We start from the raw sequence: 19,007 nt of genomic DNA on the forward strand, positions 1-19,007 counted from the left end.
CCGGCAGTCAGCTTGCTTTTTCTTTTCCGTAAATATCGATTCCTGCTTCTGACAGCATCCATTCAATATGAACACCGTAGCCGCTTGTCGGGTCATTTACAAATACATGGGTGACAGCACCGATCACTTTTCCATTTTGAATGATCGGGCTTCCGCTCATCCCCTGTACGATGCCTCCTGTTTCTTTCAACAGCCTTGGATCGGTAATTTTCAACACCATTCCTTTTGTCGCAGGGAATTTTTGCGGCGTTGTGCTGACGATTTCAATATCGAATTTTTCTACTTTGTCATCATCAATAACGGTTAAAATTTCAGCCGGCCCTTTTTTGACTTCGGTAGAAAACGCAACCGGCAATGCTTGATCTGATATGTTGTTTTGAATCGGCTGATGCAGCGTGCCAAAAATTCCAAACGGGCTGTTTCTGTTAATATCCCCGATCGTTTTGCGTTCTGAGGAAAATCGCGCCAGTTTTTCTCCCGGATTACCGCCTGTCCCTTTTTCAATTGATGTTACAGTGGATTTAACGATTTCTCCATTCTCCACTACAATTGGTTTCTTTGTGTCCATATCGGAAATCACGTGGCCAAGTGCTCCGTATTTTTTTGTTTTCGGTTCATAAAAGGTCATAGTGCCGATGCCGGCAGCAGAATCTCTGATATATAACCCGATTCTGTATTTGCCTTCTCCTTCATCCTTTTCTGGGATCAGCTTCGTTTTGATTTTCTGTTTGTCACGTTTGATCAGTAAGTCTAAAGATTCACCAGTTTTCCCAGCCTTTTGAATAAATGGGGCTACATCATTCATTTTTTCAATTTTCTGTCCATTCATCTCAATAATGATGTCGCCCGCTTCAATTCCTGCCGTTTCTCCCGGAGATTTTTTGCCTTCACTTGTATTGATTTGATGAAATCCGACGACAAGAACACCGACGGAATGAAGTTTTACACCGATTGATTGTCCGCCAGGTATAACCTTTAAATCAGGAAGAACATGCACTTTTGTTTTTTTAATTGGAAATCCGGCAAGATCATATACTAATTCTGACTCACCTGATTTTTTGCCCGTCACCTTGATTTCATGCGGATCTTTCTTTACTGTAAACGCTTCTGAGGATTCTGATGTCTGAGCGTTTACCGATAAACTCGTTTCAATCGCTTGTGTTTGGGTTTCAAATACTCTCATTTGCGTTGGAATCAGTAAATATTCTTTTAGCGGTTTGCATAAACCTACACTTAATAACGAAACAAGGAGAATTAAACCTACTGCTTTTCTGATATTATCGGGCATTCACTACTTCACTCTCCTCGCTCCTATCCCACACCTTCTTTATGACTTGCTGCTACATCATTTAATTTTGCCTTCTGACGGCTTATTTATAACTGTCATATGAAGAAAAACATTGGATATACTGATGAACGAATGGATGTGCACGAAAAAAATAAGCTGCGCTTCTCGCGCAGCTTACCCAGTTGTTTTGACTTGATCCGCTTGTTTTAAAAGTTCTTTCGCATGGCGTTTCGTTAAGTCGGTTACTTCGACACCTGCAATCATGCGCCCGATTTCCGCTACCTTTTCCTGCTTAGAGAGCGGCTTGACACGTGTCGTCGTTCTGCCGTCTTTTAACTCCTTCGCAATATAAAGATGCGTATCGGCCATGGCAGCCACCTGAGGCAGGTGTGTAATGCACAGCACTTGTGATCCTATTGACACCTTATGGATCTTCTCAGCAATTGCCTGTGCGACCCTGCCGCTTACACCGGTATCAACCTCATCAAAAATGATCGATGTCACATCCTGTTGTGAGGAAAAAATGCTTTTTATGGCAAGCATCACCCGTGACAGCTCTCCACCTGAAGCGACTTTCGAAAGGGATTTCAGCGGCTCGCCTGTATTGGTTGAAATTAAAAACTTCACCAGGTCAATCCCTTGTTCAGTCAGCTGAACGGGCTGGCCGTTTACAAGCGGCGCCTCTTCATTGCGTGACGCTGTTCTGACCTTAAATTCCGTATCAAAAGTTGATTTTTCCATGTACAGGCTTTTTAATTCCCGATGAATCTCATCAGCCAGCTTTTTCGCCCATGTTTTTCGGATTTGTGACACATTTGCCGCTTCCACTGCGACATCTTTGCCGACGGAGTCAAGCTCCTTTTTCAAGCTTTGAAGGTGGCTGTCCCTGTTTTCAATTTGGTCAATCTCTTCTTCAATTTTAGAAGCATATTCCAAAATGTCTTCAACAGTGGCACCGTATTTTCGTTTCAGCTGTTTGATTTCATTAAGTCGCGTCTCAATATAGTTCAGGCGTTCCGGATCAAATTCAAGCTCATCCAGCATATTTCTCATCTGAAATGTGGCATCCTCAAGCAAATAGTAGGAGTTCGAAACACTTTCAGACAGTTTTTTTAGCGGTTCGTTAATATCAGATATATCTTCAAGCTGCGCTGATGCCATTCCGACCCAGTCCAATCCGCCCTGCTCACTGCGAAGCGCGTTATATGCATTTTGCAGCGATTCATATATCTTCTCAAAGTTTGAAATTTGCTGGCGCTCTTCTTGGAGCTGTTCATCTTCGTTAAGCTCAAGCTTTGCCGATTCGATTTCTTCGAGCTGAAATTGAATAAGATCAAGGCGATGGGCCATTTCCTGTTCGCTTTCAGAAAGCTGCTTAAGCTTTTTGAGCAGCTTCATATACCGCTGGTACCCTTCCTGATACGTCTTGAGCGCGCTTTCCACTTCGGCCCCGGCAAACTTGTCCAAAAGCTGGAGATGATTTTCGTCTTCCATTAACAGCTGGTTATCGTGCTGCCCGTGAATATCTAATAAAAGCCTGCCGATCTCTCTTAGTGAAGCAATCGTGACAAGCTTGCCATTGACACGGCAAACGCTTTTCCCGCTCGTGCTGATATCCCGTCTCATGACGATCATTTCGTCTGAAACGTCGATTCCCTGCTCAGCGCATACATCTAAAACAGGATGGCCGCTCTCCAACAGAAACAGCCCTTCAAGTTCGGCTTTTGCTTCCCCATATCTAACAAATTCAGATGATCCGCGGCCTCCGACTAAAAGAGAAATGGCATCTATGATGATGGATTTGCCGGCTCCGGTTTCTCCTGTTAAAACCGTAAGCCCGCGTTCAAAAGAAACCGTCAGTTCCTCAATAATGGCAAAGTTTTTAATCGATAGTTCAGCTAACAAACAGCATTACACCTCTTATCTTTGTTAGATTTTCTGTTACAGCAGTTCAAGGAGCCTGTTTTTTACGCCTTCTGTATCTTCAGGAGTCCGGCAAATAATTAAAATCGTATCATCCCCGCAAATGGTCCCCATCATTTCATCCCAGTCCAAATTGTCCATCAGCGCCCCGATTGCCTGGGCATTGCCCGGCATCGTTTTCAGCACAATCATATGGCTTGCTGAGTCTATTTTCACAAATGCGTCCATCAATGCCCGCTTTAGCTTTGACAGCGGATTGAAACGCTGGTCCGCCGGAAGACTGTATTTGTAAGAACCATTGTTTGTAGGCACTTTTACAAGGTGAAGTTCTTTAATATCCCGTGATACCGTGGCTTGCGTTACTTTGTATCCATCCTGCTTTAGCATGTCGACCAATTCATCCTGCGTTTCGATTTCATTGCTTGTAATGATCTCTCTGATTTTAATATGCCTCTGGCCTTTGTTCATGTAAGCACCTCTATTTCCAAGCTTATCTGTTCTTTTATGTTATATGATTCTCTGCACATTGTACATGAATGCAGAAAAAAGGAATAATAGCGCCCTATTATTCCGGTACATCTGCTTTTTTTTCTTTTAACGTCTTATGTGCTTCTTCTACAACACGCATGATCTCTTCTTCCGGCAGCTCCTGGCCTTCCTGTCCCTCTCCCGGCCAATGCAAATGAAGGAGAAACTCAATATTTCCGTCTCCTCCCGTGATTGGAGAAAATGACAAGCCTTTACAGATATAGCCTTCAGCGGCAGAAAAACTGATCATTCGCTTGAGTACATCAGCATGCACTTTAGGATCTCTGACAATCCCTTTTTTGCCGACGGATTCCCGTCCCGCTTCAAACTGAGGCTTAACTAGAGCCATGCAGTCGCTGCCCGGTACGAGCAAAGTCCTTAGGACAGGCAGGATGAGCCGCAGTGAAATAAAGGACACATCAATTGTGGCAAACTCCGGCATGCCCTTTGTAAAGTCTGCCGGTGTTGCATAACGAAAGTTCGTCCGTTCCATCACGACGACCCGTTCATCCTGTCTAAGCTTCCACGCAAGCTGATTATAGCCTACATCCACAGCGTATGACTGTTTAGCTCCATTTTGCAAAGCGCAGTCCGTAAAACCGCCGGTGGAGGAGCCAATATCAATCATAATTTTATCTTTGACAGAGACGGGAAACTCTTTCAACGCTTTTTCGAGCTTTAAGCCACCCCTGCTCACATATCTCAGCGGGTTTCCTTTGACGGTTAACGGAAGGTCGCGGTCAATTTTTTCTCCAGGCTTGTCCAAGCGGTTTTCGTTTGAGTAGACGATCCCCGCCATAATGGCTCTTTTGGCTTTTTCACGCGTTTCCGCCAGCCCTCTTTCCACTAATAATACATCTAATCGTTCTTTCTTTGACGTCATGATCCAATTCCTTTGTGTGTCTTTGGCGGCATCAGTAATCTAATACGATTTGCCACCTGCTGTTTTGTCAGTCCAATTTCCTCAAGAAGCGCCGTTACGCTTCCGTGTTCAATAAACCGATCAGGTATACCCATTCTGTCGATCGGAGTATGATATTCACCTTGATCATGAGCGAATTCTAAAATCGAGCTTCCGAAACCGCCTTCTAAGACCGCTTCTTCAATTGTTAAAATTGGCAAGCCTTCTTTTAGCATACTCTTCATCATCTTTTCATCAATCGGCTTAATAAAACGCGCATTCACAACGCGCACGGAAAGGCCTTCTTTCTGCAGCTCTTCGGCTGCTTCAATCGCCATTTCGATTGTTGTGCCGAATGTTAAAATGACAGCATCGTTCCCTGGACGCAGCACCTCCCACGTACCGATCGGAATCGTTTTCAACTGTTCATCCATTTTTACGCCGAGTCCGTTTCCGCGCGGAAAACGCATCGCTATCGGGCCTTCGTCATAGCTAAGTGCTGTATGAACCATGTGCTGGCCTTCATTTTCGTCTTTCGGCATCATTAAGACCATGTTTGGAATGTGGCGCATAAACGCAATATCAAACACGCCTTGATGTGTCTCTCCATCAGCGCCGACGAGTCCTGCACGGTCAATTCCAATAAACACATTGGCGTTTTGGCGGCAGATGTCATGAACAACTTGGTCATATGCCCTTTGCAGGAAGGTTGAGTAAATCGCCAAAAACGGCTTCATACCCTGCATTGCCATAGCTGCAGCCATTGTTGCGGCATGCTGTTCAGCAATTCCTACATCGAACATCCGGTCAGGGAATTCCTTTGCGAAACCTTCAAGCTTTGAACCGACAGGCATAGCCGGCGTAATGGCTACAATGCGTCCGTCCTCGCGCGCCATTCGCTGCACAGTTCCGCTGACAAGGCCGCTCCACGAAGGAGCTGCGGCTTTCGGCTTTACAAAGTCACCGGTATTAATTTTATATGGTCCGGTACCATGCCATGTCCCAATCGTATCGGTCTCAGCCGGTTTGTACCCCTTCCCTTTTTTCGTAATGACGTGCAGAAGAACAGGGCCTTTCGTTTTTTTGGCGTATTGAAGATTCTCAATCAGCTCATGATAAGAATGTCCGTCCACCGGGCCCAAATACGTAAAACCGAGCTCCTCGAAAAACATTCCGGAGACGAGCATGTATTTCAGGCTGTCTTTGACCCGTTCCGCCGTGGCGGCAAGCTTGCCCCCAACTGCCGGAATCTTTTTAAATAAGTATTCAAGCTCATCTTTGACCCACTGGTATTTCCCCGCAGTGCGGAGCCTTCCGAGCATAGAGTGAATGGCACCGACATTTGGCGCAATACTCATTTCATTATCATTAAGAATGACAATCATGTCTTTTTTCTCGTCGCCGATGTGGTTAAGGGCTTCGAGCGCCATACCGCCGGTCAGCGCGCCGTCACCAATGATCGGAATAATATATTCATCCGTTCCTTTAATATCACGGGCAGCTGCCATTCCCATCGCGCCTGACAGAGAAGTCGAGCTGTGCCCGGTTTCCCAAACATCGTGCTCGCTTTCACTCCGCTTTGGAAATCCGCAAAGCCCTTTGTACTGGCGAAGCGTCGCAAATTCTTTTCCGCGTCCTGTCAGCAGCTTATGGACATACGACTGATGGCCTACATCCCATAAAAATTTGTCTTTCGGGCTGTTAAATTCCTTATGCAGGGCAACAGTAAGCTCTACGACACCTAAGTTTGGGCCGATGTGGCCGCCGGAAGCGGATAAACTGGTAATTAAAAACTGACGGATTTCATCACTTAATTTCTCTAATTCATCAATGGACATGTTTTTTAAAAACGACGGGTCCTGTATTGATAAAAGATCCAAAGCGGATCAACTCACTTTCAGCATGAATTTCTGCAATGATACATGTCTTTTGCATGCCGAGCTGACAATAATCTCAGACATAAAAAAAGACAAACGCGCTTTTCCTTTTCATTTTTCATATAAACTGCTTACATTTTACCATATCTCGTGCAGCCGCTTCAAATTAGGATCGTTTTAGTGATCTCTTGCCGCAATTAAATCACAAAGCTCAAATAAAAGGTCTTTTTGAAGAGAGAGTCCGCCGATCAATCGCTTCGCCTCTTTTATATGAACATCCAATTTATGTTTGGCCCCTTCCAATGAAAGAAGCGACGGGTATGTCGATTTGTCATTTGTGGTATCCGAGCCGACACGTTTGCCGATTTTCTCTTCACTGCCTTCTAAATCCAAAATATCGTCTCTGATTTGAAATCCGATTCCAATGTGGCTGCTGAAGGTACGCAGTGTTTCAATGTCTTCCTCAGGCGCATCAGCCAAAATAGCGCCGGCGATTACACAAAAGCCAAGAAGCTTGGCAGTTTTCCGTTCATGAATGGATTCGAGCTCTTCAAGCGTGACTTGTCGGTTTTCCGCTTCCATATCAGCTACTTGCCCCCCGACCATGCCTTCGGTGCCTGCCGCTGAAATCAGTTCATTCACAAGCCGCAGGCGCTTTTCTGCTGACACCTCGTCTGACACGTGGGAGGTAATCAGCTTAAAGCTTTCTGTGAGCAGCCCGTCACCCGCTAATACTGCCGTCGCTTCACCAAACACTTTATGGTTTGTCGGCTTCCCGCGGCGCAAATCGTCATCATCCATGCATGGAAGATCATCATGAATTAACGAATACGTGTGAATCATTTCGACAGCACAGCCCACCGGAATGCCGTCTTTTTCGCTTTTTCCATATGCGTTTAAAACAGCCAGTACAATCAGAGGCCGCAGCCGCTTTCCGCCGGCCTCTAGAGAATACAGCATAGATTTCTTTAATGAGTCCGGCATATCAAGCTTTTCAGTATAGACAGAAAGCTGATTTTCAATTGTTTTTTTCCGGTCCGCCAGAAAGCTCGTTAATTTATTTGTCACCTTCGTCTTCCTCCTGAACACTGAAAGGTGCCAGTTCGCCGTCTTCTTTTAAAATGAAGTCCATTTGCTTTTCGACTTTTTGCAGCTTTTCATGGCACATTTTTGACAGAGCCATGCCTTCTTGGAAATAGTTAATGGCTTGCTCCAGAGGCACATCTCCCTCTTCAAGCTTTGATACAATGCTCTCAAGCCCTTTCATCGCTTCTTCAAATGTCATGTTTTCATTTTTTTTCACGTCTGTCATTTTTCTTCCCCTCTCTTTTCTAATACTTCACAGGTCAGCACGCCATCCTTCAGCTTGACTTCAAGCCGGTCCTGCTCTTCTATCTGACTGACACTTTTAATGAGTTTATCTTCTTTATAAGCCAAGCTGTATCCTCTTTCCATCACTTGAAGAGGGCTTAGTGCATTCAGCTTGCCAAGAACGGTTTGAAATTGGGAATGCAGCTGCTTCATTTGGATATTCATATTTTTTCTCAGCTGATTTGTTTGTTCCTGGTATCGTGTTCTCGCTTGTTTCAGCTGTTCATGAGGATGCAGTGCCTCTAATCTGTACGTTTCACGCTCCAGCTGTCTGCTTTTCCGATCTAAAAGAGCGGTCAGCTGTGCTTGAAACTGCTGGTACGCGAGGTCAAACTGCTGCTCTTTTTGCGCATACAAACGCTTTGGAAAACGAAAGGCATAAGACGATTGCAGCGTTTGGATCCGTTCTTTTTTCTGGCCGAGATGCTGCTGCATTGCTCTTGTCATTCTGACTTCCGCTGTTTTTGTCCGTTCGATTAAATCAGTGGTATGAGGCACAGCAATCTCAGCTGCTCCTGTCGGCGTCGCGGCTCTGATATCGGCGACAAAATCACTGATCGTAAAATCCGTCTCATGTCCGACTGCCGATATAATCGGAATATTGGAAGCAGAGATGGCGCGTGCTACAATTTCTTCATTGAATGCCCACAGTTCTTCTATCGAACCGCCGCCTCTCCCGACAATTAATACGTCGCAAATCTCTTTTTCATTTGCCTCTTCAATGCGCGTAACGATGGATCTGCTCGCATTTTCACCTTGTACGAGCGCTGGAAGAACAATGACTTTTACAAGGGGATATCTTCTTTTTAGAGTTGTAATAACGTCTCTGACAGCGGCACCCGTTGGAGATGTCACAACCCCGATTGTGGCTGGAAATGCGGGGATTTGTTTTTTGTAGCGGTCGTCAAATAAACCTTCTCCGGCAAGCTTCTTTTTTAATTCTTCGTACGCTAAATAAAGCGCTCCAACCCCGTCAGGCTGCATTTCTTTGGCATATAATTGATAGTTTCCGCTCGGTTCATATACGGAAATTCCGCCTCTTACCAGCACTTTCATTCCGTTTTCAGGTTTAAAAGGCAGACGCTCGCTTTGTCTCGCGAACATCACCGACTGCATTCTTGCGTTTTCGTCTTTTAAAGTGAAATAAATATGCCCTCGTGTGTGTATCTTTACATTCGACAATTCGCCTTTAATCCAAATATTTTCAAGGTGAGGATCTACATCGAATTTTCGTTTTATATACTTTGTCAGCGCTGAGACGGTCACATACGCTGCTTCACCCATGTCTAAAAACTCCTCTCCTAAGCATTCCTGCACCATAACTAAAGAAAACCCGCCCTGGCTTTAGGAGCCTGAAGAAGCGGGTATCGTGCTCATATTCAAGGCGGGCAAACATTTCGCCTGTGAATATCTCCAATTATCTATGATAACGTACGTTTCGCAGATTTAACAGTATTATGCGCAAGCATCGTGATGGTCATCGGACCTACTCCGCCCGGAACCGGCGTGATGAAGGACGCTTTTTCCTTTGCCCCTTCAAATTCAACGTCTCCGCAAAGCTTTCCGTTTTCCAGACGGTTAACGCCGACGTCAATGACAACAGCGCCCTCTTTGATCTGGTCTGCACTGATGAAGTTGGCTCTGCCGACTGCCACCACCAGGATGTCCGCTTTTTTCGTATGTTCAGTAATATTTTCTGTTCTTGAATGACAGTAAGTAACCGTCGCGTTTTCATTTAATAAAAGCTGGCCGACAGGTTTGCCGACAATGTTGCTTCGGCCGACTACAACAACCTCTTTACCGGAAAGGTCAATATTGGTTTTCTTCAAAAGCTCAACAATTCCATGAGGCGTGCAAGGAAGAAACGTATCTTCGCCAAGCAGCATTTTCCCTACGTTTAACGGATGAAAACCGTCTACATCTTTATCAGGGGAGATACGTTCGATCACCGCTTTTTCAGAAATATGGTCTGGGAGCGGAAGCTGAACGAGAATGCCATGAAACTCAGGGTCTTGGTTATATTGATCAATAATGGAAAGCAGTTCAGCTTCTGTGAGGCTGCTGTCAAATTGATCGAGCTTGAAATTCATTCCCATTGTTTCTGCCGCTTTTTTCTTTCCTCGCACGTAAGAGTGAGAAGCAGGATCATCTCCAATCAAAATAACCGCCAGTCCGGGAGTGACGCCTTGCTTTTTAAGCTCTTCTACCTCTTTTGCCAATTGTTCGCGTTTTTCTCTAGCCGTTTCTTTTCCGTCGATGATTGTTGCAGTCATTTTCTTTCCTCCTATGATTGTTCAATATCAGATTTAATGTTAGAAAGAACCCCGTTTACAAACTTTGTCGCTTTGTCATCACCAAACCGTTTTGCCAGCTCAATCGCTTCGTTCATGGAGACATTCACCGGAATGTCTTCGGCATATGCCATTTCATATGCTGCCAGGCGCAAAATCGCACGGTCAACATTGGCAATCCGATCGAGCTTCCAATTCACCAGATGCTTGGAGATCATTTCATCCAGCTGGTCTTGGTGTTCCAATACCCCGTGTACAAGCTGTTCAAAGAAAGGATCTGTTTTTTCTTCATCCAGTGCGTGTTCTATGGCTTCATTCACTGCAATATCGCTGACATCAATTTGAAATAGTGCCTGCAAAGCTTTTTCTCTTGCTGTTCTTCTTTTCATTTTCTTTCTCCTTTGATCCTCTTTATCCGCTTGTCGTTAAGCCACAAAGAGATCATAACATATTTTTTTCGTATCCGCATATTGAAATCAAGGTTTTTTACCCTATTGCCGAATATTTTCACACACCTTAATATGATTATTCGGATTTCACGTTCATGAAGAAACTCGGCTATGTAAGCCGGCTTTCTTCATGCTTTGAAATAAAGGGTAACGTGTAAAAAAACCAAAGGGCCGCCCTCCCCTTGGTTTCGTGTTAAGCCATTTACATTTCTTCGTCGATTTGGACTTCTTGGGCTTTTGTGTCAAATTGAATGCCGACGATGTGAATATTGATCTCGTTAATCGAAAGAGACGTCATATTTAATAAGGTTTGACGAATGTTTTCCTGAACGGATGCTGCAACTTTCGGAATCGAAACGCCAAATGTAACGACACAGTATACATCGATCGTAATTCCGTCATCCGCCAGGTCGACTTTGACACCTTTGCCATGATTCACTTTGCCAAAGCGCTCAACGACGCCTGTCGCAAAGTTTCCGCGCATTTCGGCAACCCCATCAACTTCTGATGCTGCAATGCCGGCAATGACCTCAATGACCTCCGGTGCAATCTCAACCTTACCCAAATGCGTATCTTCGTGATCCATTTTAAGCAAGCTGTTGTCTTTCATTCAATTCACCTCCGTAAAAATTATGAGCCCATTACATCATATGTTTCTAAAAATTTCGTATTAAACTCTCCGCTCACAAATGTTTCGTGTTCAAGCAGTTTTAAATGGAAAGGGATTGTTGTCTCAATGCCTTCGATGACGAATTCGCTCAATGCGCGCTTCATGCGGGCGATCGCTTCATCCCTCGTTTTTCCGTATGTGATTACCTTTGCAATCATGCTGTCATAGTACGGTGGGATGGAATAGCCAGGGTACGCAGCTGAATCGACACGGACACCAAGACCGCCAGGAGGCAGGTACATTTTAATTTCACCAGGTGACGGCATGAAATTTTTACTTGGGTTTTCTGCGTTGATTCGGCATTCGATGGCCCAACCTTCAAATTCAACATCTTCTTGCTTGAGGCTCAGTTCCATTCCTGATGCCACTTTGATTTGTTCCTTGATCAGGTCAGTTCCCGTCACCATTTCTGTGACTGGGTGCTCCACCTGGATTCTCGTGTTCATTTCCATGAAGTAATAGCGCTGTTCATTGTAGTCATAGATAAATTCAACTGTTCCAGCACCTGTATAGCCAACCGCTTTTGCAGCCTTTACTGCTGCATCTCCCATTTGCTCCCTGATTTCTGAATCAAGGGCAGGAGATGGTGATTCTTCCAAAAGCTTTTGCAGGCGTCTTTGGATCGAGCAGTCGCGTTCGCCCAAATGGATCGTATTTCCGTAGTTATCAGCAAGCACTTGGATCTCAACGTGGCGAAAATCTTCTATGTATTTTTCGATGTATACACCTGGATTTCCAAATGCAGTTGCCGCTTCCTGCTGTGTAATCTTAATGCCATTAATCAGTTCCTCTTCAGTGCGGGCAACCCTAATTCCTTTTCCGCCTCCGCCTGCGGTGGCTTTTATAATTACAGGATACCCAATTTCATTAGCAAGCGAAACCGCTTCTTCCACATTTTCTATAATTCCCTGTGAACCCGGTACGATTGGCACGCCGGCCTGTTTCATCGTTTCCCGCGCAACGTCTTTTGTTCCCATTTTTGAAATGGCGTCAGCGCTCGGGCCGACAAACGTGACATTAACTTCTTCACATAATTCAGCGAAATCAGCATTTTCAGCTAAAAATCCGTATCCCGGATGAATGGCGTCCGTGCCAGTCAGCTTTGCAACACTCACAATATTTGTAACGTTTAAATAGCTGTCTTTTGATGCTTTCGGTCCGATACAAAAAGCTTCATCGGCCATTTGAACATGAAGGGCATCTTTATCAGCTTCTGAATAAACAGCGACAGTCTCAATTCCGAGCTCTCTGCAGGCTCTGATGATTCTGACAGCAATTTCTCCTCTGTTGGCGATCAATAGCTTTTTAATCATGTTAAGTCTCCTTACTCCGCTTTTACAAGAAATAGAGGTTGTCCGTATTCGACCAGCTGGCCGTTTTCTACTAATACTTCAACGATTTCGCCTTTCACTTCTGCTTCGATTTCGTTGAAAAGCTTCATCGCTTCTACAATGCAGACAACTGTGTTTTCATTTACTTTTGAACCGGCTGTTACATACGGGCCAGCTTCCGGTGATGAAGAAGCATAAAATGTTCCTACCATTGGTGAAGTGATTTTATGCAGATTCTCATCTTGCTTTGGTGCTTCTTGGGCAGGTGCTGCTTGCTGCGCTTGCGGCTGGACTGCCTGCGGAGCCTGTGCTTGTACAGGTGCTGCCGGTGCCTGCTGCATGACTTGAACCGTGCCTGCTTCGTGTTTTTTCAGTTTTAAGGATACACCTTCATTTTCATATACGAATTCGTCAATTGTAGACTCGTCAATTGCTTTAATCAGCTCGTGGATTTCTTTGATATTTAACATTCAATCGCACTCCTATGTATGAAATTTCTTTTTTTATAGGTTACTACTAAAAGTACATACTATGTTCATCTTACAGGAGCGGACTTTTGAATTCAACTCTAATATGACAGCAACGCAAAAAGCCCGCTTGTTTAGCGGGCTTTTTTCCCTCATTCTTATTTAGAGGGTTCAAATGTGACAGCGACATCTTTCATTGTTTTGATTTCTTTTGCCACAAGGTCTATAATGGCTGTCGCCTTCGATTTAGAGTGTTTGTCTGATTTGACTGTAATATTGATTTTATCTCCTTCAGCATTAACAAGCGCATCCTCGTAACCTTGTGTTTTAATCAGCGTTTCCAGCTGTTTTTCTGTTCCTTCCACTTCACTGAGAGCCGTCATTTTATCGTATGCTTCGCTTTTCTCCTTGGCTGTTGCATCATCGCTTGATACAATGGCATTCAGCTCTTCTCTTTCTTTGCTTCTGGCATCTTCTAAATCAAGACGGTACGTTGTAAACAAATCATCATCGGCTGTTTCCGTAACAACAGTTCCTTTTTCACTGGCTTCAGCGGATGTTTCCTTGTCTGCTGATGAATCTTTCGTTCCCTTTGTTCCATCTTCTTTTCCTTTTTCAGTTTCTGCACCGCTTTTTTCTTTCGTGTCTTGCTTGGCAGGCGCTTTTTCAGTTGCGACCTCTCCGCTGTCAGACGCGCTTTTTTCACTTTGCATCTGCACGGCGTTTTTGCTTTCCGGCGACATGATATAGTAGACGCTTAACACCACGACAAGACTAAGCATTGTTAATAGCCAAACGGTTTGTTTTTTAAGCATTTATGAATCCTCCTTTATTTTTTTAGGGGCAACCGCAACCCGGTGGCTTGGAACATCCAGGACCCGTGTCACCGCTTCGATAATGGTTTGTTTTATTTGAACGTTGTCCACTCCTTGAGCAACAACGAGTACACCGCGTATATCAGGTTTTTTCGTTTGGACGACGACAGGTGTTTCTTTATCGCCGTTTTTGATCATGACGATTTCTTCCTCCGATGTTTGGTCTGTAACGCTTCTTGTTCCGCCTTCTTTGTCAGTTTCTTCAGTGGTTGTATTTTTGTTTGATTTGTTTTTTTCGTATACTTTCAGCGACGTTGCATCTACATTCACGACAACCGAGACATCGTCCACACCAATGATTGTTTCAAGGATTTCTTTCAGCTGATTTTCGTATTCTTTTTCATAGTCATCGATCGAGTCTTTAGGTTTATCAGATTTTGAGGCTTTAAACACTTCGGCTGTTTTCTCTTTGCTGTCTGCGGAATGTTGCGATGATACGGCCGTTATCGTTTTGGCGTTTTCAGTTTTCTCAGGTGAAGAAAACAGCTGGCTGACAAGCATAAAGGAAACTCCGAGAACAAAAACGAATAGAAAGTAATGATATTTGGTCAGCTTCGGCTTTTCGCCGTCCTTCGTTTGTCCCGGAAGAAACTGCTTTTTCAATACATTCCATAATCCGTTTTTATTCATTGCCGACACTCTCCCCGCCTTCCATATGAACCGTAATTTTCTCACTTCCGATTTCCCAAATGTCCGCGAGCCGCGTTTGTATCTGTTTGGCTTCTTTTTGTTCGGCTGCTTCTTTCGTTACGTATGCATGATCTGTATCAATGTGGACCGGCGCGACCGTTTGGACCGTTTTTTCAGAAGACGGGGCCATATACACGCTGATTGTTTTAATATCCTCTTCTGAATCTACCTTTTCTCCTGCCGTGAGTTTGATGCGGCCTACTTTATATTCATCATGACTGAATCTCTCCTCCGCTTTCTTTTTTAGTTGGACAGCCATTTCTTCTAGAATATATGCGCGCTGGGAAGCTTGTATTTCTATTTTTTTTGAATTGATTTGATTTTTTATGTCGGCAGACTCTGACTGCCCGTTTTTTGTGAGATATTCAAAGATGATTTCGGGGTCTGTCTTGAAAAGTTTAAAAATCGGCGTAAGCATGACGACAATCAAGAGCAGGCTGACTACCATTTTTGCGTACTTTTGCATGCTGGAGCTCGGCAGCAGCATATCAATCACAATTGCAAATAGGATAAACAACACGATAGTGGTAAGCCATTCCGTTAAAAAACTCATTCGCCTGCCTCCTTCATTTCATCATCATCGTGAGGTTTCCGGCTGTGATTATGACAGTAAGGCTTAAAAAAAACATGAGAGACACAATAGCGAGAGCTGCAAAAATATAAATGACGCTTTTGCTGATGACGTCGAGGCAGGTGATGACGGGTCCGCCTCCAAGCGGCTGAAGAATCGCGGCTGCCAGCTTATAAATAAAAGCGAGGGAAAGCACTTTGATTGCCGGAAATGCCGCGATACAGATCAAAATAGCGACACCGAGAATCCCTACCGTATTTTTCAGCAGTAAAGAGGCGCTGATTACTGTATCTGTTGCGTCTGTAAACATTCGGCCAAGCACAGGAATAAAATTTCCGGTTATAAATTTAGCCGTCCTGAGCGTAATGCCGTCTGTCACTGCAGCTGAGGCTCCCTGAACAGAGATGACGCCGAGAAAGATGGTAAGAAAAACAGCCAGCGCTCCGATGGCGATATTTCTGAGCAGGTTAGCCAGCTGCGTTACTTTGTATTGTTCGGTCATGGTGCTGACAATGCTCAGAATCGCTGATAAGAAAATCAGCGGCATGACGATATTCTGAATCAAGAGACCGCTCGTGTTCATCAGGAAGAGGATAACAGGATGAAAGAAGGCAGCAGATACAGCTCCGCCTGAGGAAGCCAAAAGCGCCAAGAGGAGCGGAATGAGCGCCAGGATAAAGCTGGTCATCGTCTGAATCGCCTCAGTTGCATAGTTAATTGCCACATGAAAGCTATTAAGCGCAAGGATAATCAGCACCATGTACACAATTGAGTAAGCGACCTTACTGACGGTGCTTTGCTGAAAAGCATTTTGCAGAAGCTGCAGAATGACGCAAAAAATCGTGAGCAAAATCAATGTGCCCAGCAGCTTTCCGTTGGCAAGCACTTCATGAAACAAATAAGAAAAGAGAGCTTTCAGCCATTCTTGCGGTGAGAATGATTTATCGCCATTGATAAACTCCATTAAGCTGCCTTTTTGGCTTTCCGGCAGCAGTCCGCCGTATTCTGTCATAATGTCATTCCAAAATTCCCCGATCTTATCTGTTTCAAGCGAGGCTGCTGTCCTTTCCGCTAATTGCTCAGCTGTTTCAGCATGGTCTTCCGTTTTTTCTGCATTACCAGCTGCTTGTACAATTTCTGCACGGCCTGCTATAATCAGCACGGCCAAAAGCAAAACCCATTGAAAGCGCTTCAATCTACCGCCTCCTTTCGGTTATGACATAGAAGGTATAAGTCCGAGAATCGTTTCGATAATGACGGTTAAAATAGGCACAGCCATAACGAGAATTAAAATTTTTCCCGCCAATTCTATTTTCGAGGCGATGGCCCCTTGGCCGGCATCTTTTGTGAGCTGCGCCCCGAATTCAGCAATATAGGCGATTCCGATAATCTTTAAAATGGTTTCAACATAGACCATGTTGACATTTGCATTAATCGCAATTTTTTCTATCATTCGAATAATGTCGTAGATTTGGTCTACTAAATAAAGAAAAATGGCACATCCGGCAAAAACGACGATTAAAAATGCAAAAGTCGGCTTTTGTTCTTTTACGATTAAAGAAAGGAAGGTGGCGATCAGCCCTAAACCTACAATTTGAACAATGTCAATCTGCAAGCCCCCCTATCCTTGGAATAAAAACACAGCTTTTATCTTTTTAAATAGGTCATCTACAATCGTGGCGACCATAAATAAAATATAGATAAAACCTAACAGCGTCACCCACTGAGCGTATTCTTTCTTGCCCATCTGATCCAATATCGTGTGTAAAAATGCGACCACGATTCCCACTCCGGCGATTTGAAATATGACATTCACGTCTACTCCCATTTTATTTTTGCTCCCCTCACGTTTACATCAATAGAAGAATGAGTAACAAGCCCGCTAAAAAGCCCAAACTTTTTATCATCTTTTCATTTTTCGCTTGCGCCTGCTCAGCATCCGCTTCCGCGGCTTCCAAATGTGTCAGCGCCAGCTTAATGTGCTTTTGCTGAGAGATTCGATCATGAATCCCGAGCGTCTCGCCAAACTGCTTCAGCACATCGTATTCGCTTTTTTTCAGAGACAGGGTGTCCCATACCTTCTTTAAGCTTTGCTCCCACGCCGTTTTCGCGGAATCACTTCCCTTGTCCAGCTGATCACTGAATGCGGAAAAAAGAGCTGAAACAGGCTGTGCGAGCTGTTTGGCAATCTGCTGTGAAGCAGTATGAAGCGGTGTATGGCCGTACATGATTTCAGCCTCGAGGGATTGAAGCGCCGCACGCAGCTGGCGGATTTGCCGCGGCCGTTCTGTATAAATCTTCGCCATCTCAAAACCTGTCCATGTTGTCGCTACCACAATGAATACAGCGCCCAGCAGCTTCAGCATGTTTTCACGCCCGTCGTCCTAGACAGCACATTTCCGTCTTTGTCATAAATTTGGCTCACTGTGCCCGGCCCTTTTGCTCTTGATAATTCCAAATAGCGGTCAAAGGCTCTTTCTTCCCACAAACGCTTCAATGAAGGCCGCTTCATCAGGTCGGATATGCTCCAGCCATGCGCCGATACGATTACTGAAACACCGGCATGCAGTGCCTCCAGAAGTGCATCTGTATCTTCCATACGCCCGATTTCATCGACAATCATCACCTCAGGGCTCATGGATCGAATCATCATCATCAGCCCTTCAGCTTTTGGACAGGCGTCTAACACGTCAATTCTCTGACCAAATTGATGCTGCGGAATGCCGCGAAGACATCCGGCAATTTCTGACCGTTCATCGACGATTCCTGTCTTAACGGGCAGCATGGGTTTTTTGCCGGTGCTTGAGAGCCTCGCAAGGTCCCGGAGAAGTGTTGTTTTGCCTGTTTGGGGCGGTCCGATAATCAGCGTATTCAGCCAGCTGTTTTGATATAAGTATGGAAGCAGCGGCTCCGCAATCCCCAGCTTTTGCCGGGCAATTCGTATATTAAAAGATGCGATGTCACGGAGGCCTTTCACACCTCCGTTTTCCGTAATGACTCTGCCCGCCAGTCCGACTCTGTGGCCGCCTCTGATCGTGACATACCCTTTCTTCAGCTCTTCTTCAAGTGTATACATACTATAGTTGCTGAGCCGGCTCAGGATCAGATGGGCATCCTCGGCCGTGCCCGCATAGGACAAATAAACAGGTTGTCCTCTTCGAATCAATTCAACAGGGCGGTTGATCCGAATTCTGACTTCTTCGATTTCCAGCCATTGTTGTTCCGGTATTTCAGAAAGGGCGTTTTTCATGGATTCAGGGAGAACCTCAGCGATTTCATTCAACAGAGCCTCCTCCTTTCTACCGATTGGCTTCTTTAAAATGTATGATGTGAGGCAGACTTTATGACAAGCCTCTCTTTATTTATGAACACCCGCCAAAATCAAGACAACACCCGTAAAAATCAGAATCAGCTTTGCATACGAAAGCTGCCCGGCAATTTGGTAGATTCCGACAGTCATCGTAATGATAAAAATCAACGGACCGACAATAGCGAGAATGCTGTTAACCACAACCGCCTTCCGGACATCGTTGGTCACAAGCATGACAATTGCTGCCGTCAGCTCAATCATAGAGGATAAAACTCGTAATCCCGCCATTGTTAAAACAGTAGAATTGATATTTCCAAGTAAAAATTTCATAGCACTCTCCCAACCTCCCATTTTTTTATATGATATGCTCTAGCTTGCTGAAGTAGTCTTGTCATTTTCGTATAAAAGAAAGATTCTGTTTTTGGGCACAAAAAAAAGCCTGCCCCCATTTGGGAACAGACTTCT

The 19,007-nt window shown here is 44.7% G+C and carries 22 protein-coding genes; all 22 read right to left on the reverse strand.

Annotated features, from left to right (window positions below):
• Positions 1 to 7: 7 nt before the first annotated feature.
• Complete coding sequence (gene spoIVB / locus CW370_RS07375; protein ID WP_004398697.1) at positions 8 to 1,288, reverse strand: SpoIVB peptidase; 1,281 nt, start codon at positions 1,286 to 1,288, stop codon at positions 8 to 10.
• 174 nt (positions 1,289 to 1,462) lie between these two features.
• Entirely contained in the window at positions 1,463 to 3,193 is a 1,731-nt protein-coding gene (gene recN, locus CW370_RS07380; RefSeq protein WP_024573058.1) for a DNA repair protein RecN, read from the reverse strand.
• A 36-nt stretch (positions 3,194 to 3,229) separates the two neighbouring features.
• Positions 3,230 to 3,679 (reverse strand): arginine repressor ArgR, encoded by a 450-nt coding sequence (argR, locus tag CW370_RS07385; RefSeq protein ID WP_003230265.1) that lies wholly within the window; start codon positions 3,677 to 3,679, stop codon positions 3,230 to 3,232.
• Between the two features lie 97 nt (positions 3,680 to 3,776).
• Positions 3,777 to 4,622: a TlyA family RNA methyltransferase gene (locus CW370_RS07390; protein WP_003230264.1), complete on the reverse strand. Its 846-nt coding sequence runs from the start codon at positions 4,620 to 4,622 to the stop codon at positions 3,777 to 3,779.
• A complete protein-coding gene (dxs, locus tag CW370_RS07395; RefSeq protein ID WP_029946101.1) occupies positions 4,619 to 6,520 on the reverse strand; it encodes a 1-deoxy-D-xylulose-5-phosphate synthase in 1,902 nt (633 codons plus the stop codon). The genes CW370_RS07390 and dxs overlap by 4 nt, the downstream gene beginning before the upstream one ends.
• A 174-nt stretch (positions 6,521 to 6,694) precedes the next feature.
• Positions 6,695 to 7,585, reverse strand: coding sequence for a polyprenyl synthetase family protein (locus CW370_RS07400; protein WP_024572940.1), 891 nt, complete (start codon positions 7,583 to 7,585; stop codon positions 6,695 to 6,697).
• Positions 7,575 to 7,829 carry an exodeoxyribonuclease VII small subunit gene (locus tag CW370_RS07405; RefSeq protein WP_003226409.1) on the reverse strand — a complete coding sequence of 85 codons (255 nt, stop codon included), beginning with the start codon at positions 7,827 to 7,829 and terminating at the stop codon, positions 7,575 to 7,577. The genes CW370_RS07400 and CW370_RS07405 overlap by 11 nt, the downstream gene beginning before the upstream one ends.
• The gene (gene xseA / locus CW370_RS07410) at positions 7,826 to 9,172 is read right to left on the reverse strand and encodes an exodeoxyribonuclease VII large subunit (protein ID WP_029946100.1); all 1,347 of its coding nucleotides are present in this window, start codon (positions 9,170 to 9,172) and stop codon (positions 7,826 to 7,828) included. Before xseA ends, CW370_RS07405 begins: the two co-directional genes overlap by 4 nt.
• Before the next feature lie 137 nt (positions 9,173 to 9,309).
• Complete coding sequence (gene folD / locus CW370_RS07415; RefSeq protein ID WP_003230259.1) at positions 9,310 to 10,161, reverse strand: bifunctional methylenetetrahydrofolate dehydrogenase/methenyltetrahydrofolate cyclohydrolase FolD; 852 nt, start codon at positions 10,159 to 10,161, stop codon at positions 9,310 to 9,312.
• An 11-nt stretch (positions 10,162 to 10,172) separates the two neighbouring features.
• Entirely contained in the window at positions 10,173 to 10,568 is a 396-nt protein-coding gene (nusB, locus tag CW370_RS07420; RefSeq protein ID WP_003230256.1) for a transcription antitermination factor NusB, read from the reverse strand.
• A gap of 262 nt (positions 10,569 to 10,830) precedes the next feature.
• Entirely contained in the window at positions 10,831 to 11,238 is a 408-nt protein-coding gene (gene yqhY / locus CW370_RS07425) for a fatty acid biosynthesis protein YqhY (protein WP_003230254.1), read from the reverse strand.
• A 20-nt stretch (positions 11,239 to 11,258) separates the two neighbouring features.
• A complete protein-coding gene (gene accC / locus CW370_RS07430; RefSeq protein WP_003230253.1) occupies positions 11,259 to 12,611 on the reverse strand; it encodes an acetyl-CoA carboxylase biotin carboxylase subunit in 1,353 nt (450 codons plus the stop codon).
• A gap of 11 nt (positions 12,612 to 12,622) precedes the next feature.
• Positions 12,623 to 13,099 carry an acetyl-CoA carboxylase biotin carboxyl carrier protein gene (accB, locus tag CW370_RS07435; protein WP_024573250.1) on the reverse strand — a complete coding sequence of 159 codons (477 nt, stop codon included), beginning with the start codon at positions 13,097 to 13,099 and terminating at the stop codon, positions 12,623 to 12,625.
• Between the two features lie 155 nt (positions 13,100 to 13,254).
• Positions 13,255 to 13,911 carry a stage III sporulation ratchet engulfment protein SpoIIIAH gene (spoIIIAH, locus tag CW370_RS07440; RefSeq protein ID WP_029946099.1) on the reverse strand — a complete coding sequence of 219 codons (657 nt, stop codon included), beginning with the start codon at positions 13,909 to 13,911 and terminating at the stop codon, positions 13,255 to 13,257.
• Positions 13,912 to 14,601 carry a stage III sporulation protein AG gene (spoIIIAG, locus tag CW370_RS07445; protein ID WP_014477307.1) on the reverse strand — a complete coding sequence of 230 codons (690 nt, stop codon included), beginning with the start codon at positions 14,599 to 14,601 and terminating at the stop codon, positions 13,912 to 13,914.
• Positions 14,594 to 15,214: a stage III sporulation protein AF gene (spoIIIAF, locus tag CW370_RS07450; RefSeq protein WP_024573103.1), complete on the reverse strand. Its 621-nt coding sequence runs from the start codon at positions 15,212 to 15,214 to the stop codon at positions 14,594 to 14,596. Before spoIIIAF ends, spoIIIAG begins: the two co-directional genes overlap by 8 nt.
• 13 nt (positions 15,215 to 15,227) lie before the next feature.
• Positions 15,228 to 16,427 (reverse strand): stage III sporulation protein AE, encoded by a 1,200-nt coding sequence (gene spoIIIAE / locus CW370_RS07455; RefSeq protein WP_017696428.1) that lies wholly within the window; start codon positions 16,425 to 16,427, stop codon positions 15,228 to 15,230.
• An 18-nt stretch (positions 16,428 to 16,445) separates the two neighbouring features.
• A complete protein-coding gene (spoIIIAD, locus tag CW370_RS07460) occupies positions 16,446 to 16,847 on the reverse strand; it encodes a stage III sporulation protein AD (RefSeq protein ID WP_003230228.1) in 402 nt (133 codons plus the stop codon).
• Positions 16,848 to 16,853: 6 nt separating this feature from the next.
• Positions 16,854 to 17,060, reverse strand: coding sequence for a stage III sporulation protein AC (gene spoIIIAC, locus CW370_RS07465; RefSeq protein ID WP_003153142.1), 207 nt, complete (start codon positions 17,058 to 17,060; stop codon positions 16,854 to 16,856).
• A gap of 22 nt (positions 17,061 to 17,082) precedes the next feature.
• The gene (gene spoIIIAB / locus CW370_RS07470; RefSeq protein ID WP_024573104.1) at positions 17,083 to 17,598 is read right to left on the reverse strand and encodes a stage III sporulation protein SpoIIIAB; all 516 of its coding nucleotides are present in this window, start codon (positions 17,596 to 17,598) and stop codon (positions 17,083 to 17,085) included.
• A complete protein-coding gene (gene spoIIIAA / locus CW370_RS07475; protein WP_029317922.1) occupies positions 17,592 to 18,515 on the reverse strand; it encodes a stage III sporulation protein AA in 924 nt (307 codons plus the stop codon). The genes spoIIIAB and spoIIIAA overlap by 7 nt, the downstream gene beginning before the upstream one ends.
• A 75-nt stretch (positions 18,516 to 18,590) precedes the next feature.
• On the reverse strand, positions 18,591 to 18,872 hold the full coding sequence (locus tag CW370_RS07480) for a YqhV family protein (RefSeq protein ID WP_004398639.1): 282 nt from the start codon (positions 18,870 to 18,872) through the stop codon (positions 18,591 to 18,593).
• Between the last annotated feature and the right edge of the window lie 135 nt (positions 18,873 to 19,007).

It is taken from the genome of Bacillus sp. SN32 (assembly GCF_002837495.1).
Taxonomy (GTDB): Bacteria; Bacillota; Bacilli; order Bacillales; family Bacillaceae; genus Bacillus; species Bacillus subtilis.

What these genes read in the sequence shown, in the direction of transcription:
- CW370_RS07480 (WP_004398639.1), bottom strand. Translation starts at nt 18,872, where the DNA reads ATGAAATTTTTACTTGGAAATATCAATTCTACTGTTTTAACAATGGCG.
- spoIVB (WP_004398697.1), bottom strand. Translation starts at nt 1,288, where the DNA reads ATGCCCGATAATATCAGAAAAGCAGTAGGTTTAATTCTCCTTGTTTCG.
- yqhY (WP_003230254.1), bottom strand. Translation starts at nt 11,238, where the DNA reads ATGAAAGACAACAGCTTGCTTAAAATGGATCACGAAGATACGCATTTG.
- folD (WP_003230259.1), bottom strand. Translation starts at nt 10,161, where the DNA reads ATGACTGCAACAATCATCGACGGAAAAGAAACGGCTAGAGAAAAACGC.
- spoIIIAF (WP_024573103.1), bottom strand. Translation starts at nt 15,214, where the DNA reads ATGAGTTTTTTAACGGAATGGCTTACCACTATCGTGTTGTTTATCCTA.
- argR (WP_003230265.1), bottom strand. Translation starts at nt 3,679, where the DNA reads ATGAACAAAGGCCAGAGGCATATTAAAATCAGAGAGATCATTACAAGC.
- spoIIIAH (WP_029946099.1), bottom strand. Translation starts at nt 13,911, where the DNA reads ATGCTTAAAAAACAAACCGTTTGGCTATTAACAATGCTTAGTCTTGTC.
- CW370_RS07405 (WP_003226409.1), bottom strand. Translation starts at nt 7,829, where the DNA reads ATGACAGACGTGAAAAAAAATGAAAACATGACATTTGAAGAAGCGATG.
- nusB (WP_003230256.1), bottom strand. Translation starts at nt 10,568, where the DNA reads ATGAAAAGAAGAACAGCAAGAGAAAAAGCTTTGCAGGCACTATTTCAA.
- spoIIIAB (WP_024573104.1), bottom strand. Translation starts at nt 17,598, where the DNA reads ATGCTGAAGCTGCTGGGCGCTGTATTCATTGTGGTAGCGACAACATGG.
- CW370_RS07390 (WP_003230264.1), bottom strand. Translation starts at nt 4,622, where the DNA reads ATGACGTCAAAGAAAGAACGATTAGATGTATTATTAGTGGAAAGAGGG.
- xseA (WP_029946100.1), bottom strand. Translation starts at nt 9,172, where the DNA reads ATGGGTGAAGCAGCGTATGTGACCGTCTCAGCGCTGACAAAGTATATA.
- spoIIIAG (WP_014477307.1), bottom strand. Translation starts at nt 14,601, where the DNA reads ATGAATAAAAACGGATTATGGAATGTATTGAAAAAGCAGTTTCTTCCG.
- spoIIIAC (WP_003153142.1), bottom strand. Translation starts at nt 17,060, where the DNA reads ATGGGAGTAGACGTGAATGTCATATTTCAAATCGCCGGAGTGGGAATC.
- accC (WP_003230253.1), bottom strand. Translation starts at nt 12,611, where the DNA reads ATGATTAAAAAGCTATTGATCGCCAACAGAGGAGAAATTGCTGTCAGA.
- accB (WP_024573250.1), bottom strand. Translation starts at nt 13,099, where the DNA reads ATGTTAAATATCAAAGAAATCCACGAGCTGATTAAAGCAATTGACGAG.